At 39.7% G+C, this 15,873-nt stretch carries 13 protein-coding genes and 1 other annotated feature (1 of these 14 only partly in view); of the genes, 6 read left to right on the top strand and 7 right to left on the bottom strand.

What is annotated here, in order from left to right:
- Positions 1–6: 6 nt before the first annotated feature.
- Positions 7–1,299: a glycoside hydrolase family 28 protein gene (locus LFUMFP_RS04575; protein WP_106483132.1), complete on the bottom strand. Its 1,293-nt coding sequence runs from the start codon at positions 1,297–1,299 to the stop codon at positions 7–9.
- Between the two features lie 81 nt (positions 1,300–1,380).
- Here LFUMFP_RS04575 and LFUMFP_RS04570 point away from each other — a divergent pair, with 81 nt between their 5' ends.
- The 4 genes from LFUMFP_RS04570 (at position 1,381) to LFUMFP_RS04555 (ending at position 5,228) form a co-directional block, all read left to right on the top strand.
- Complete coding sequence (locus LFUMFP_RS04570) at positions 1,381–2,232, top strand: sugar phosphate isomerase/epimerase family protein (RefSeq protein ID WP_158697722.1); 852 nt, start codon at positions 1,381–1,383, stop codon at positions 2,230–2,232.
- Between the two features lie 76 nt (positions 2,233–2,308).
- Positions 2,309–3,832 (top strand): MFS transporter, encoded by a 1,524-nt coding sequence (locus tag LFUMFP_RS04565; protein WP_106483130.1) that lies wholly within the window; start codon positions 2,309–2,311, stop codon positions 3,830–3,832.
- Between the two features lie 11 nt (positions 3,833–3,843).
- Positions 3,844–4,968, top strand: a complete 1,125-nt coding sequence (locus LFUMFP_RS04560; RefSeq protein WP_106483129.1) for a glycoside hydrolase family 88/105 protein — start codon at positions 3,844–3,846, stop codon at positions 4,966–4,968.
- 14 nt (positions 4,969–4,982) lie between these two features.
- Complete coding sequence (locus LFUMFP_RS04555) at positions 4,983–5,228, top strand: hypothetical protein (protein ID WP_106483128.1); 246 nt, start codon at positions 4,983–4,985, stop codon at positions 5,226–5,228.
- A 47-nt stretch (positions 5,229–5,275) separates the two neighbouring features.
- Here the strand turns inward: LFUMFP_RS04555 and LFUMFP_RS04550 are convergent, their stop codons facing one another.
- Positions 5,276–6,031 (bottom strand): IclR family transcriptional regulator, encoded by a 756-nt coding sequence (locus LFUMFP_RS04550; protein WP_106483127.1) that lies wholly within the window; start codon positions 6,029–6,031, stop codon positions 5,276–5,278.
- Positions 6,032–6,141: 110 nt separating this feature from the next.
- Here LFUMFP_RS04550 and LFUMFP_RS04545 point away from each other — a divergent pair, with 110 nt between their 5' ends.
- The gene (locus tag LFUMFP_RS04545) at positions 6,142–6,798 is read left to right on the top strand and encodes a bifunctional 4-hydroxy-2-oxoglutarate aldolase/2-dehydro-3-deoxy-phosphogluconate aldolase (protein WP_106483126.1); all 657 of its coding nucleotides are present in this window, start codon (positions 6,142–6,144) and stop codon (positions 6,796–6,798) included.
- A gap of 138 nt (positions 6,799–6,936) precedes the next feature.
- Here the strand turns inward: LFUMFP_RS04545 and uxuA are convergent, their stop codons facing one another.
- From uxuA to LFUMFP_RS04530, 3 genes are read right to left on the bottom strand one after another with little or no spacing between them, the layout of a single operon-like run.
- Positions 6,937–8,007 carry a mannonate dehydratase gene (gene uxuA / locus LFUMFP_RS04540; protein ID WP_106483125.1) on the bottom strand — a complete coding sequence of 357 codons (1,071 nt, stop codon included), beginning with the start codon at positions 8,005–8,007 and terminating at the stop codon, positions 6,937–6,939.
- A gap of 1 nt (position 8,008) precedes the next feature.
- On the bottom strand, positions 8,009–9,637 hold the full coding sequence (locus LFUMFP_RS04535) for a mannitol dehydrogenase family protein (RefSeq protein WP_106483124.1): 1,629 nt from the start codon (positions 9,635–9,637) through the stop codon (positions 8,009–8,011).
- A 21-nt stretch (positions 9,638–9,658) separates the two neighbouring features.
- Positions 9,659–11,170 carry an MFS transporter gene (locus tag LFUMFP_RS04530; protein WP_106483123.1) on the bottom strand — a complete coding sequence of 504 codons (1,512 nt, stop codon included), beginning with the start codon at positions 11,168–11,170 and terminating at the stop codon, positions 9,659–9,661.
- Positions 11,171–11,368: 198 nt separating this feature from the next.
- Here LFUMFP_RS04530 and LFUMFP_RS04525 point away from each other — a divergent pair, with 198 nt between their 5' ends.
- Positions 11,369–12,049 (top strand): GntR family transcriptional regulator, encoded by a 681-nt coding sequence (locus LFUMFP_RS04525; RefSeq protein ID WP_106483122.1) that lies wholly within the window; start codon positions 11,369–11,371, stop codon positions 12,047–12,049.
- A 173-nt stretch (positions 12,050–12,222) separates the two neighbouring features.
- On the opposite strand, the gene LFUMFP_RS04520 is transcribed toward LFUMFP_RS04525, so the two are convergent.
- A complete protein-coding gene (locus LFUMFP_RS04520) occupies positions 12,223–12,774 on the bottom strand; it encodes a TetR-like C-terminal domain-containing protein (protein ID WP_025082546.1) in 552 nt (183 codons plus the stop codon).
- A gap of 163 nt (positions 12,775–12,937) precedes the next feature.
- On the bottom strand, positions 12,938–15,718 hold the full coding sequence (gene ileS / locus LFUMFP_RS04515) for an isoleucine--tRNA ligase (protein ID WP_106483121.1): 2,781 nt from the start codon (positions 15,716–15,718) through the stop codon (positions 12,938–12,940).
- Between the two features lie 43 nt (positions 15,719–15,761).
- Positions 15,762–15,873, bottom strand: a binding site (T-box leader) (it continues 100 nt past the right edge of the window).

The following is a 15,873-nucleotide window of genomic DNA, read 5'->3' as shown; positions in this document are numbered from 1 at the left end:
GTCATTTTAACTATCTTTAATTGCTAATTTTAGTGCCTGATTATTGGCCTCTTTAAAAAATAACTGCCGATCGTCGTCATCAATATGAACGTTATCAATCCGCGTGTGCGTTGTATTGACTAAAAACATCTTCTCTGACGCCATTTCGATAGCATCTTGAAACATGGCTGGCGCAACTGGTGCTTGTTGATCATGCGCCAAATCGATCTCGATATTCGTTAATTTCAAATGATCAATCGGGGCTTCTGGTAATCCGTAAATAAAGAGCGCACAGGCACGTGTATTATGGGCCGTAATATTACTAATCGCGATATTCTTGAAAAATGGTGTGCCTGAATCAACCGGTAACGCCTTTTTATCCGCAACACGACTATATTGACCACCTGGTCCGCAGAAATAATATGAATTAATCACAATCGGACAAATTACGTTGGTCATTAATATATCGTTAACCACGATATCACTAATCGTCCCACCCCGACCACGCCGGGTTTTCATTCGAATCCCCCGATCAGTGTCGTTGAAGATACAATTTGAAATTAATACCCGCCGGATATCGCCACTCATCTCACTACCAATGACGACACCGCCATGGCCGTGATTCATCGTGCAGTTACTGATGATGATATCCTCACAGGGGCGTTGTTCCTTAGCCGCTTCAGTTCCCGCCTTAATTGCGATACAATCATCGCCAACATTGAAGATACAATTTTCAATTCTAACATTTTGACATGATTCGGGGTTAATGCCGTCTGTATTCGGTGAATCAGATGGATTCTCAAGTAATACATTTTGAATTAGAATGCGACTAGACGCCATTGGATGAATCGTCCAACTTGGCGAATTCATGACTTTAACATCTTGAATCACAATATTATCTGAATATTCGATTGAAATGAGATAAGGCCGCGAATAGGCTAATTGCTGTTGGTTAAATCGGTCCCACCAATACTGACCACTGCCATCAATCGTCCCTTGTCCTTTAATGGTCAAGTTTCGCAGATGCGTGCCATATAAACACGCCTGATAAACGGCTGTATCAGCCCCTTCCCACCTAGCAGTGATCACTGGATACTCTGCAGTATCTGCAATAAAACACAGCGTTGCACCAGCACTAATTTCGAACACGAGATTACTACACAGCTGCAGTGAACCCGTTATGTAATGGCCTGTCGGAATTAATAAATGACCACCGCCTTCTTTTTGAATCGCTAACAGACAATTTTGAATCGCCACAGTTGAGGACGTTTTGCCCGTTGGATCTGCACCATAATCAACTATTGATTTAATCTGAGACATGAGATACACTCCTTTATGATGTTAGCGCTAACATCATTAAAACATTTTTTCACAATAAGTCAATATCTGGAGGTATTATTTTTGAAAAAACTTGGTATTCGCGCTCACGATTTGGAAGCACACGCTATTGAGCCACTGATTACAACCCTTAAACAACTCGATGTTTCAACCATCCAATTAGCCTTATCAAAATCTTTCCCAGCATTATTTAATCATGGTCAACTACCGGCAAACGAGGTACAACTGATTGCCGATCAACTGACAACTAACCACATCACGGTCCCCATATTGGGCTGTTATCTTAATATCATCGATTCAAATGATCAAAAGCGACTCACTAATCTCGCTTTATTCAAACAATATTTGGCCATCGCGCACCTGTTTCCCGGCAGTGTCGTTGCAACCGAAACCGGTAGTGTTAGTCCAGCGGGTTATACCGTTCAGAATTTCACCCAGTCCGCCTTTCAAAAAGTCATTGAATCAGTGACTGAATTGGTCGATTATGCACATCAAATAAACGCGACGGTGGCCATCGAACCTGGCGTCAATCATCCCTTGTACAATAATCAGCTCGTCAAACAACTCATCGACCAAGTTTCAGACCAAGATCATTTAAAAATCATCTTTGACCCTGTTAACTTATTAACAATCGATAACTATCTTGACCAACAGATATTGATTGATCAAGCAATCATTAATTACGGTCCTTCAATTATTGCCTGTCATCTGAAGGATTTCCAAATCATTAATCATCAATTAATCGTCGTGCCATTTGGCAAAGGGGCCTTAGATACGGCCTATCTCTTCACAAAACTCGACGAAATGAATCCAGAATTAAATTATTTTTTGGAAACGGCTAAATCCCCAGACATCGAACAAATTCTAGCAGCGTATCATCAAAATAATTGTGAATTTATTAACTTTAGGTTGTAAGCGTTTTATTAAAGTGGTATATTCTATGTTGTTAATGTTAGCGCTAACATATTATGCGAATGGAGTGTGTTAATTTATGGTTAAAAAACGAAAAATCACCTTATTGACGAGACTAGCCTATGGTAGTGGTAATCTACTCGGCAGTGGTGCTTTAGCAATTTCAGGTGCTTGGCTATTATTCTTCTATACCACTTTTTGTGGGCTTTCCGTCATCAAAGCCTCCCTTATTTTTTCAATCGCAACTTATCTCGATGTTATTTTAAATCCATTAATGGGCTTTATCACTGATGGCTTCTACCAAACAAAACTGGGTAAACGATTTGGTCGTCGTCGTTTCTTTATCCTTCTAGGCATTCCATTAATGCTAATTTACCCCGCACTCTGGGTAACCGGCATGGACTTCTTCTATTATTTATTAACTTACGTCTGCTTCGAAATGACTTATACAATGGTGATGATTCCTTACGAAACATTGGCCGTTGAAATGACTTCCGATTTTGACGAACGGACTTATTTAACCGGTTATAAAGCAATGTTCGGTAAAGTGGCTAACTTTTTAGGCGCAGCACTACCTGGGATTTTCTTTGGTCTCTTAGGCAAGAACTCACCTTATTCTTTCTTAGCAACCGGAACCGTTTACTGCGTGATTATGGTCGCTGCTTTAACCTTCCTGTATTTCAATTCTTGGGAAAAATCAGCTTCTGAAGTCACAACTGAACACGTTAAAAACGTTTGGGAAGCCATTAAGAAATTATTTACAGATATCCTATCAACGTTTAGAATTAAAACTTTCCGTCATCATATGGGCATGTATCTCTTTGGATTCGGTGCTGAATGGCTCTTCACCGCAACCTTTACCTATTTCATCGTCTTTGTTTTACAACGCCCTTCCACTTTCGTTTCTGAAATGAATAGTATGAGTAGTATCTTACAACTAATTTCAACCGCCATTTTCATCGTAATATGTGCTAAGAAAGGCTTCACGAAGCCATTCAGTGCTGCTTTAATGGTCGTTATTTTATCGGTAATTTCATATTCACTTGTTTATTTCTTGCATATTCCACACTTAACTTGGCTTGTCGTCGGAATTACTGCTATTTTCGGAATTGGGACCGGTGGTGTTTACTACATTCCATGGACAGTTTATACTTTCCTAGCTGATGTTGATGAAGTCGTTACAAATCGGCGCCGTGAAGGGGTTTACTCCGGCGCAATGACCATGGCCGGTAAACTAATCCGGGCCACTATCGTCTTCATTTTAGGGATCGTTCTTTCTCAATTTGGTTTTAAAGAAGGTGCAACCGTACAACCAACATCGGCTGTTCACGCAATCTTAGGTGTGTTATTAATTGGGGTCTGTGGCTTAGCGCTTTTAGGCATCTACTCATCACACAAAATGCAACTTAATCATGAAACCCATAAAATTATTTTAGATGAATTAGATCGGATTCACGCAGGTGGTAAAATGACTGATGTGACACCAAGAACTAGAAGTGTCGTTGAAGAATTAACGGGCTTTAAATACGAAGAATGTTTTGGTAACAATACCGTTGGTTATCACGAAAAAGTTGAAGACCATCAAGATCCAATTGCACATTAGGAGGAATCAATATGTATCAAACGTACGGGAATCAACAAACTGATTGGCTACACCTCGCTGGTGATACGATGCTGAATCGTGAACCTAATATGAATTTAGCCCATAAATGGGAATATGAAGATGGCCTCATGTTATCTGGTGTCTATCAAATCTTTTTAAAAACCGGCGAACAAAAATATTTAGATTATATCAAATCCAATATCGATGCCTATCTTGATGATGCGGGTCATATTGATGGTTATCATTTTGATGAATTTAATTTAGACCACATCAACAATGGTAAAATTCTGTTAGACTTGTTCGCAGAAACCCATGATCAGAAGTACAAATTAGCGGCTGACCAACTCTATCAACAACTATTAGCACAACCACGTACCCCTGAAGGTACTTTTTGGCACAAAAAAATCTATCCTAACCAAGTTTGGCTAGACGGTTTATACATGGGATCGGTCTTTTATGGCCGGTATCTCGCACAATTTAAACCCGAGATTGGTTTTGAAGATGTTGCTCATCAATTTATATCAGCTTATAACGTGACACTCGATGCTCAGAGCGGCCTCTGTTACCACGCCTACGACGCCAAAAAGATTCAGCCTTGGGCTAATCCAGAAACCGGTCATTCGCCCCATTTTTGGACGCGTAGTATTGGTTGGTTCGTCATGTCGATGGTCGATGTTTTGGAATACATCCCTGAAACGGATTCCCAACGAACAACCATCTTGAAACACTTAAATGATTTACTAGCGGCGTTAAAAGCCGTCGCGGATCAAAAGACGCATTTATGGTATCAAATTACGGATGAAGCAGATCGTCCGATGAACTATCTAGAATCATCTGGAAGTCTAATGATTTTAACGGCGATTGCAAAAGCAATTCGTTTAAACTATATTAGTAAAGATGATTGGCGCCCCTTCTTAATGACCGGTTACGACAATGCGCTTAAAGAATTCATTAGCGTGACGAATCAGAATAACGTCAACGTCAATAAAATCGCCCACGTCGGCGGTCTTGGCGGTCCTAACAAGCGTGATGGTTCATTCGCCTATTATATGAGCGAACCAATCGTCACTAACGATCACAAAGGTGTCGGACCTTTCCTACTACTCATTTGTGAAATGCAATCCTATCTAAAATAAAGCGAGGTTAAGTCATGAGTAATCAACCAGAAAAAATGAAAATCGATCCAGAAAAATTTGCCTATTCCGTTATCAATAATTTCCAATCCACTTCAGATGATAACCAGCGAATTGCTAAGGATCACCTAACACTCTTTTTACAATCGTACTATTTAATTACACAGTTCAACGAATTGGAATCTAATCAATTCAGTTATTTTAAAGATACCGATATGAACAAACTATTTACCAGCCTTTCAAAAATATCAGAACATCAATAAACTAAAAAAAGCGATTTTGTCGATGATGACCGACAAAATCGCTTTTTTTATAGTCGCTGTTCAATTTTAGCTTTATACGCTAACGCCAATTCAATCGTCTTTAACTTAGTCGCCTCATCAATACGATATTCTGGCGTACTAACACTAAATGCGCCAAAAACCTGATCATGTTTCTTTAAAATGCAGCCCACACAAAAGACTTCTTCTTCATTTTCCCGATCATCAATCGAATACCCATCTTGCTTAACTTGTTCAATTTGGGTTTGTAACACGGATTGATCAACAATTGTATGGGTCGTCAAAGGTTGTAAGTCAGCCGTTTCAAAATAAGCCTGCAGTTTCTCCGGTGACATCTCGGCCATAAACGCTTTCCCCATCGCAGAACTATACAGATTCAATTTACCACCGATTTTAGACTTCAGATTGACACTCCGCGGACTCTCTAACTTATCCAAAAAGACCACCGTATTACCAGCCTCAATCCCTAGATGAACCGTTTCACCCGTGATATCTCGTAATTCAGTTAAAAATGGAATCGCGATACTCCGAATATCAAACTCCGATAGGGCTTTTTGACCATAACCAATTAACTCAGAACCCAAATAATACCGTTTATCATTCTCGTCACGCCAAGCTAAATTCAATTCGCACATCGTATTTAGAATCTTGAGAGTTGTCGATTTAGTACTCGATAGGCCCTCACTGATTTCCTTTAAAGTCTGCCCTGAATGCTGTTCCATCAAATAATCTAAAATAATTTTAGCCCGAATCAGAACAGTCCCATAGCTTTTATTATCCGTCATTTTTATCGATCTCCCACTTGGTTTTATATAAAGAAAGCGCTATAATATAACTATTATATAGTTTCTTTATATAAAAGTAAATTTATTATATGGAAATTGGAGTGATTATTTTGCAAAAAATGTCAATTTTACAAAAAGTCTTAGATACAGGGGTCGTCGCAGTCGTTCGTGGCGCTTCTAAGGAAGAAGCTTTTAAAGCAGCCGAAGCTTGTATCGAAGGTGGCGTCAAAGGGATTGAATTAACATTCACAGCCCCACAAGCCGACCAAATCATCGCTGAACTAAAGGCCCAATATCAAGACGACGCTGGCGTTTGTATCGGTGCTGGAACGGTTCTCGAACCAACGACCGCCCGCATTGCCATCATGGCCGGTGCTGAATTTATCGTCAGCCCTTCCTTTAATAAAGAAGTTGCTTTACTATGTAATCTCTATCAAATTCCATACATGCCTGGTTGCATGACGATTACTGAAATCCAAACAGCCATGACTTACGGTTCAGAAATTGTTAAAGTCTTCCCCGGCAGTGTTGTTGGTCAAGGCTTCATCTCAGCCGTTAAAGCACCCTTCCCACAAGTTAACATCATGCCAACTGGCGGTGTCAACCTTGAAAACATGTCTGATTGGTTCGATAAAGGCGTTGTCGTTGTCGGTGCCGGTGGCAACTTAGTCGGACCCGCTGAAAAAGGTGATTTCGCCCAAGTTAAAGAAAATGCGAAAGCTTACCACGCAAGATTCGAAGAAATCAAACAGGGATTAAATCGTTAATTAATATATATAAAAATAACCGTTGAATCTGTAATTTAAGATTCAACGGTTATTTTTATATAATTCATCTTACCAAAAAGATAAACTATAAATCACTGTTATACAAACAATTCTTACTCTATAATTACAGCGAAGAATTTACCTTTCTTTGTCAATTGCTTCCCACAAACCATTCAAATAAGTAATCCCCAAAGCCCGATCATATAACCCATAACCAGGACGGCCAGTTTCACCCCAAATCATTCGACCATGATCCGGACGAATATAACCGTCAAAATGAGCATCGTGTAACGCCTTCATAATTTCATACATATCTAACGAACCTTCACTTGATAAGTGCGCTGATTCGTGGAAATCACCATTTTCCATAAACTTAATGTTACGCGCGTGCACAAATGGCACTTTATTCCGCCCCACAAATTCACGAATAATGGCCGGTACATCATTGATGGGATTTTCACCTAAAGACCCAGTACAGAGTGTAAAACCGTTATTCGGACTGTCATACATTTTTTCAATCCGCAACATATCATCCCGATTTTTCATAATCCGGGGTAATCCGAACAAAGGCCGTGGTGGATCATCCGGGTGAATCGCCATCTTAATGCCGACTGCTTCACAGGTTGGTAAAATGGCGTTCAAAAAATAATTTAAATTATCCGCTAATTTTTGCTCATCGACATTTTGATAAGCGGCGAATAAATTTTTAACTGTCGACAAGCGTTCTGGTTCCCAACCAGGTAAGACATAACCATTTGAATTTTTTTCAACTGATTTAATAATTTCTTCAGGATCACCTTCGACGTATTGATGTTCAAACGCTAAGTCGGTTGAGCCATCCGGCAATTTAAAGGCTAAGTCAGTCCGGACCCAGTCAAAAATCGGCATAAAATTATAACAAATGACTTTAATGCCATATTCAGCTAAATTGCGAATCGTTTCTTTATAATTCTCAATATATTGATCACGACTCGGTAATCCAATCTTGATATCGTCATGAATATTAACTGATTCGATAACCTCTAAGTTTAATCCAGCAGCTTCGACTTGCTGTTTTAATGCCGCTATTTTAACTTTAGGCCAAACCTCCCCGACTGGAATATCAAAGAGTGCCCCTACGACTTGAGTTGTTCCTGGAATTTGTTTAATATCTTGTAATTGAATTGGATCATCGTTTGACCCATACCATCTAAAACCCATCTTTTGCATGCTAGTTAACTTCCTTTTCAATTAATTCGTGCAACGTTTTAGCGATGGCCCCTTTGTTGCCCATCATCTTAACGAAGTAGCCCTCGATCTTATCACCAAGTCCAATCTGATATAAATCGAGACCAAAGATTGTTTCGTTGCTTAAAATATCTTTTAGCGCTGAATGCACATTGAACAATGTGCCTAATTTCAAATTAACCAACTGAGGCTGTAATTCACCCAGCATTGGATCTGAACTTAATTCAAAAGCATTACCGTTATCATCAACACCGACTAAGTAACGACACCAAGCCGCAATCGTGAAAGGAATGAACGTCAATTCAGTTGGTGTCAATGTTGGATTATCCAAGTAGTGTTGTAACGTCACGCCATACCGAATGGCCATTTTTTGAGAAGTATCCGTTGCAATCCGTTGCGGTGTATCTGGAATAAACGGATTAGGTAGACGTACACCGACCACTTCGTCGATAAATTGTTTTGGATTAATGATTTGAGGATCCTTAACAACCGGTAACCCTTCTTGATAACCGATTTGTTTAATGAGTTGAACCAAATCTTCATTTTGCATTTCACTTGAGATCGATTGATAATCCAGCAGACAACCCATGATTGCGAGCGCCGTATGTAACGGATTGAGACAGGTCGTTACTTTCATTTCATCAACATCGTTGACCGTTGTTCGCGGTACGAGATAAACGCCAGCCTTCGTTAAATCTGGCCGACCATTCGGAAAAGCATCTTCAATCACTAAATAATGCGTTTCTTCCGTATTGCCAAAAGGCGCAATATTCGTATGCTTAGTGGTATGCACAATCTCGGTATCCGTAAAACCGGCTGCCTGCAATGTTTGAGCAACATTCTCAGCTGGATTAGGTGTAATCCGATCAATCATCGATAATGGAAAACTAACTCGGTTAGCATCGCTTAAGTAATCGATAAATCCGGTATCTACTAAACCTTCAGCCTGCCACCCCTTAGCAATCGTTAGAATACTCTTCTTAAGCCGATCACCATTTTGCGAGAAATTATCGGTACTCACCATTGCGATTGGCTGGGCGCCATTTTTAAAGCGGTGATAAAGCAATGACGCTATACCTGCCATATTATTTTGCGGCATTACCGGACCATTCTTGATATCGGTCACGACCATCGGTAACAATGCCCCACCCGTTTGCCAGAGATTATAGCCCTTTTCAGTAATCGAAAATGTCGCAAATTGTAAAGATGGTTTAGCAAAAACCGCCATCATCGCGTCCCAATCAGCTTGATTGCTAGGATTAAAGAAATAGCTTTCTGCGACACTGGCTAATAGTGTTTTATCAAACTCACCATTCGCTTTTGTAATCACTTGTAAAATTCGATTATTAAACGGTTGATAAACGCGATTAATCACTTCATCGTCGTAGGTTTCGGCAACAATCACGCCACTAGTCATCGCACCTTGATTCAATAAATCTTGGGCAATTTGTGCATGAAAACATCTGAATAAGTTGCCACCCCCAAAATGAACCCAAACTGGTGCGTTCTCAGTTTCTAATTGGATCGCATTTTGTGAATACTCAGGAACGGCGATCTGACTTCCTTCGAAAGCTTGTTTTTCAATTTTATAATTATCGGTTAATTTAACCATTAAAATTCACTCCTAATGACATTATTTTGTGTTGTTTTCATCCCAGATTTGGCTGTACTCATATCCTGTTAATTCTTCAACAACGTCTTTAGCTTCCGGGGTTACATCTTGTTTTGAACCACCGTTTTTCAAACGATTCATTTCATCCACTAGAATATCATGTGTTTCTCGGTTTAATTTAAAGGTTAGCGCCACACAGAACGCAATTAGAATTAAGCCACCCGTTCCTAGAATTAATATACCGACAATCGTGTCTTGTGCCCCTACGCTTTGAGTTGTTTGACCCGCTTTATAACCACCGGATTCTAAAACAAACCCAACAACGAATGTTGCAACCGCAACTGTTGATTTACGGACGAATGTCATCACTGCGGCATAAATACCTTCACGATGTTGTTTTGTCACAATTTCATCTAAATCGGGAATAAATGGAAATACATTCCATGGTGTAAATTCAAGTGTTGCTCGCCCAACCTGATAGATTAAACCAATAATGATCAACCACATCATAATATTATCTGGCTTAATCTTGTAAACGGCATAAAACGCAGCCAACATGACAAACATAATTGAATAACCAGAAATAAATAAGAATTTAGGTCCTTTTTTAACCATTAAAAATCCTGCAATGACGGTTACTAAGATACCGATAACTGACAATGACAAAATATTAGCTGAATTGGTCGCTGAAATCCCTAAACATGAAACCCCAAAATAAACGAAAATCGTATTATAAACATCTTTACCAGTAAATGAGAATAGATAAATTAATAAATGTTTCCGAAAACTTTTAATCTTTAAAGTTGAAAAATAATCTTTCAATTGTTTCTTTAAAGTGCCCGTCATACTTAGTTTAGGTTCTTTGGCTAATTCTGCTTCCATCTCAGGTGTAATTTCACGTTCCCAAGTAGCTAGGTTAGCAGTCATAATACAAACGGCAAATATAACGGCAAATATAAGTGCATTAACAAAGTAAGCATACGCATTATGTTCACCCATCATATTAATAATTTGACCAGGTACAAAAGTTGCTAAGAAAGTCCCTGTTGCAGAAATGAACATCCGACAAGTTGACATTTTAGTCCGATCTTTATAATCACTGGTCATTTCCGTTGGTAATGTTTCCCACGGAATTAAAACTGAAGCCGCAATAATTTCAAACATTAAATAAACAACTAAATAATACCAAAAATTCATACCAGTCACCCACATTAATACATAAACGAGCATTAATGGTGACCCGATTAAAAGCCAAAAATGACGCCGACCAAATCGTTTACCAAGTTTAGTTTTATAAAAATTGTCAGTTAAACTACCCATCACTAGACTAGTTACTGCATCAACAATTCTAGCTATCCCAATAATTGAAGCCCCTTCAACTGCTGTTAAACCGGCAAATGTTGTAAAAAAATAAAGCAAAAATGCACCAATAATTGTAAAAGCACCACCGCCCATGACATCTGTTAATCCATATGCTAGTGAACGACCAATTGTAACCTTCTTCGGGGTGTAAATTCGTTTCGGTTTACTCATTAAGAAATCTCCTTTTTGTATTGTTCGATTGTGAGCAATTAATGACAAAAAAATAATCTTTCCGATAAACTGATATACTAGTATGTTTGTTTACGCTTTCATTATATCTTACTCGATCTTTTTGTCAACAAATATTTTATCTAATTGCTCATTTTTTTGAAAACGGGTACAATTGTATTGAGAGTGAGGATTACAACCATGCAAAATATTCCAACCACTAACATGCAGACAACTGCTTATGATTTAATTCTTCAAAAAATATTATTGGCCGACTATATCCCCGGCCAAAAAATATCTGAAAATATGATTACTGCAGACATTCAACTGGGCAGAACCCCCGTCCGGGAAGCCTTAATTCATCTAAAAAAGGATAAGCTCATTGAAGTAATTCCGCAAAGTGGGACCTATGTTTCGCGAATTGATTTAGTGAGCGCTAAAAATGCCCGGTTTGTTCGTGAGAATATCGAAAAAGAGGTCGTCAAAGAAGCAACACAACACCATTCAGAGGCAGTCGTAACACGTTTAACTGAGATTATTCAATTGCAACAACATTATCTACAAGAAAATGATGCCGTTCACTTTTTTGCGATGGATGATGAATTTCACCGTGCTTTCTACGAAGCCACCGATAAAACGCAAGTTTGGGATTGGCTACAAATATTGAATACCCAATTAACTCGTTTCCGCTGGCTCCGTTTAAAGATTAGTGATTTAAAATGGCAGACCCTTATCGATCAACATTCTGCAATCCTAAAAGCCATTGAAACACAGGATTCACGCTTAGCCACTAAATTAGTCGTCGATCATCTGCATTTAATGCTAGAAGAACAACAACGATTAATAACGGTCTTCCCTGATTACTTTATCAATGTCGATTAAAATAACATTAAGCAATTTCATTTTAGCCACAAAAAAGCCATCCGCTTACGCTGATGGCTTTTTGTGTGGTTGTTGCTAATTTATGGTACACCCTTAGTATAGCTAGCCTACCGATATAAACCAGTGACAAATTCATCAATCTGTTTATAATCTGAACAAAATGGCTAAACTGTTCACTGATTAACGGCTAACAACTGTTGGAGGTGCACTAAATTAAACGTCACACGTTCATTCAATTGTTCCTTCGGTAATTTCAAACCTGATTCAAACCAATGTTCTAACTGGCCAATCAGGGCGTCGCTATAGAAATCAATAAAACAATCGCGTTCCGTTTGGGTTAATTGTTCTCGGTGTTGCAACAGGAAGCTGTCCAAAATATCCATGGCAAATCGTTTAAAGAACCGCCGACGTTCCGTTTCGTCGGAGAACCGGTATAAATTTAAACAGACGGTTGCATTGCTTGCAATAAAATCAATAATCACCTGACAGCCGGCTTGCCACTGTCCCACTTCAAAGGTTTCGCGCGCCTCTTTTAAAACGCGATCCTCTAACAGCCACCGATATAAGCCACATATCCCATCTGGAAAGTGATTATAAAATGTCGTTCGACAGATTTCAGCCTCTTTTAAAAATGCGGTTACCGTTAATTTTGATTTTCGTTGACGACTCAACGCGGTCATCAACGCCATCCCCATATAATATTTTGTCACCTGTGGTTGTACCATTTACCCACCCTTTCTTGCACTCATTCAAGCTTATCAAACTAGGCCAATCTTGAACATCAGTATGAGCAAATCCTAATTTAGCCATCATGTAATCGTTAGCTTTGCCTAATAAAAAAGTATGCCACTCTTCTCTAGAGCGAACATACTTTTTAAAATTATTTGCTTATTTTTCTAACCCTTCAGAGAGTGCTTCTGGATAGTTGGCTTCGACAATCGCAGCACAACGCGCGCACATCATTGGTAACTTCTCGTTTGAACCAACATCGGTCTTAATCATCCGACAACGATCACAAACGTCACCTTCTGCATGGGCAACAACGACTGCTAAACCATCAAATTGACTAGCGGTTTCAGGTGCCGTTTCTTCGGCAATGGTTAATTGTGACACAATCAATAATTGTTTGAGATCCGCATCTAAATTGACTAACAATGCTTGATTAGCAGCATTGGGATACAACGTCACAGCGGCTTCCAATGATTTGCCAATCACTTTATCCGTCCGAGCCGTTTCAAGGGCTTTTAAGACGTCCGTTCTGATAGTCATAAAGCCCGCCCAAGTCTTCAATAAATCGTCTTCGCCAGCAAAATGTTCAACCGTTGGCATTTCAGCTAATTGAACATAGTCTTCAGCTTCACTCAAGTAGCTCCAGATTTCTTCAGCCGTATGTGGCAAGATTGGTGTCAATAACTTCGTTAAAGCGACCAAGACCGCATAGAAGACCGTTTGCATATTACGACGTTTAGGATCATCTTCACCGTCGATATAAACGACATCCTTGGCAAAGTCTAAATAGAATGCTGATAATTCGTTCGTTAAGAACATGTTAATCGTCTTATAAACCGTTGCAAAATCGTAAACGTCATAAGCGGCCTTACAATCAGCAATAATTTTGTTCAGACGCACTAATAGGTATTGATCAACTGAACCCAAGGCATCATAAGCCACTGTATTGGCTTCTGGATTGAAATCACTCGTGTTGGCAATCATGAAACGCATCGTATTACGAATCTTACGGTAAGCTTCACTGACTTGTTGGAAGTTTTCCATCGTGACCTTCACGTCGGAGCTAGCATCAACTGACGCGACCCAGAGGCGGACAATATCGGCGCCCATTTGTTTGATGATCTTCTCAGGTAAAATTGTATTACCCAATGATTTACTCATCTTACGACCGTTACCGTCTAAAACAAAGCCTTGTGAAATGACTGCTTTATATGGTGCGTGACCGCTAAAGGCAACACTCGTGATTAAACTTGAGTTAAACCACCCACGATATTGATCAGAGCCTTCTAGGACCAAATCAGCTGGATAAGTTAACTCGTCGCGAGCAGCTAATACAGCTTGATGTGATGAACCAGAATCGAACCAAACATCCATGATGTCTTTTTCTTTAGTGAATTCACCATTGGGACTACCTGGATGGGTAAAGCCAGCTGGTAATAGGTCTTTAGCATCCCATTCAAACCAAACATTTGAACCGTGTTCAGCAAACAATTGTGCGACACGTTCATTGGTTTCAGGCGTAATAATCGCCGTCCCATCTTCAGCGTAGAAGATTGGTAATGGCACACCCCAAGCACGTTGACGAGAAATCACCCAATCGCCACGATCACGAATCATGTTATAAAGACGTGTTTTACCCCAGTCCGGCATGAAAGCGACTTTATTGATTTCATTTAATAATTGATCACGGAAGGCATCAATCGATGCAAACCATTGCGCAGTTGCCCGGAAGATAACGGGCTTTTTAGTCCGCCAATCATGAGGGTAACTATGCGTAAAGAAGTCTAATTTCAATAATGAACCGTTCTTTTCAAGCGCTTCAGTCACCATTGGATTAGCTTTATCGTAATAAACACCTTCGAAACCAGGCGCATCTTCGGTCATGATCCCTTTGCTATCAACAACTGATAAAACAGGCAACTTGTATTTCATTCCGGCATTATAATCATCTTCACCGTGACCAGGTGCGGTATGCACTAAACCAGTCCCGGTTTCTAAAGTAACGTGGTTGCCGAGGATGACTAACGATTCACGATCATACAATGGATGGCGCGCCGTCATGCGTTCCATATCAGCCCCCTTGAAAGTCTTCAAGGTTTCAACTGATTGCCAGTCTAATAATTCAGTCATTTGGTTCAAACGTTCAGCAGCAACGACGTATTTTTGACCGTCAGCTAGGACTTGAACGTAATCAAAAGCTGGATTAACCGCAATCCCTAAGTTGGCTGGAATCGTCCAAGGCGTGGTCGTCCAGATAATAAATTTCGTGTCGGTGTCTAATAAATCTTTACCGTCAACCACGTCAAAAGCGACGTACATCGATGGTGATTTGATATCTTTGTATTCAATTTCAGCTTCTGCCAAAGTTGATTCAGATGATGGTGACCAATAAACCGGTTTTTTACCTTTATAGATATAACCTTTTTTAGCCATTTCACCGAAGACACGGACTTCTTCAGCTTCAAAATCAGCCGTCAACGTGATGTATGGGTTGTCCCAATCAGCTGAAATGCCTAAACGTTTGAAATCAAGCCGTTGTTTGTTAACTTGTTCCATCGCGTAATCGTAACACAATTTACGATAGTCAACTAAGCTCATTTCCTTACGCTTGATACCCTTTTTAGCCAAAGCTTGTTCGATGGGTAGACCATGCGTATCCCAACCGGGCACAAATGGTGACCGGAAGCCGTTCATTGATTTATAACGCACGATAATATCTTTACTGGTTTTATTTAAAGCGTGACCCATATGGATATTGCCGTTCGCAAATGGGGGGCCATCATGCAAGACAAAGGTTGGTTTGCCTTCATTTAATTTTTGTCGTTGTTGGTATAGATTATTATCCGCCCAACCCTTTTGCCAATCGATTTCACGGTTAGGTAAACCGGCACGCATTGGAAAAGCTGTTTTGCCTAGGTTTAATGTTTCTTTAATACGCATCAAATCACTCCTCTTATTTTTTGCCAAACAAAAAAGATTCCGTCTATAGGACGAAATCTTCGTGGTACCACCTAATTTTGAGCGTTAAAAACACTCCTCAAAAATGCTTTAACGGGCATCATTCGTTCTAGACTACTCATTTCATCTAAAAAACA

The sequence above is a fragment of the Latilactobacillus fuchuensis genome, assembly GCF_900258455.1.
GTDB lineage: Bacteria > Bacillota > Bacilli > Lactobacillales > Lactobacillaceae > Latilactobacillus > Latilactobacillus fuchuensis.
This window is presented reverse-complemented; position numbering and strand designations above follow the sequence as displayed.

Coding starts and splice junctions, on each gene's coding strand:
- LFUMFP_RS04535 (WP_106483124.1), bottom strand. CDS start 9,637: ATGGTTAAATTAACCGATAATTATAAAATTGAAAAACAAGCTTTCGAA.
- ileS (WP_106483121.1), bottom strand. CDS start 15,718: ATGCGTATTAAAGAAACATTAAACCTAGGCAAAACAGCTTTTCCAATG.
- LFUMFP_RS04530 (WP_106483123.1), bottom strand. CDS start 11,170: ATGAGTAAACCGAAACGAATTTACACCCCGAAGAAGGTTACAATTGGT.
- LFUMFP_RS04560 (WP_106483129.1), top strand. CDS start 3,844: ATGTATCAAACGTACGGGAATCAACAAACTGATTGGCTACACCTCGCT.
- LFUMFP_RS04525 (WP_106483122.1), top strand. CDS start 11,369: ATGCAAAATATTCCAACCACTAACATGCAGACAACTGCTTATGATTTA.
- uxuA (WP_106483125.1), bottom strand. CDS start 8,007: ATGCAAAAGATGGGTTTTAGATGGTATGGGTCAAACGATGATCCAATT.
- LFUMFP_RS04575 (WP_106483132.1), bottom strand. CDS start 1,299: ATGTCTCAGATTAAATCAATAGTTGATTATGGTGCAGATCCAACGGGC.
- LFUMFP_RS04550 (WP_106483127.1), bottom strand. CDS start 6,031: ATGACGGATAATAAAAGCTATGGGACTGTTCTGATTCGGGCTAAAATT.
- LFUMFP_RS04520 (WP_025082546.1), bottom strand. CDS start 12,774: ATGGTACAACCACAGGTGACAAAATATTATATGGGGATGGCGTTGATG.
- LFUMFP_RS04555 (WP_106483128.1), top strand. CDS start 4,983: ATGAGTAATCAACCAGAAAAAATGAAAATCGATCCAGAAAAATTTGCC.
- LFUMFP_RS04565 (WP_106483130.1), top strand. CDS start 2,309: ATGGTTAAAAAACGAAAAATCACCTTATTGACGAGACTAGCCTATGGT.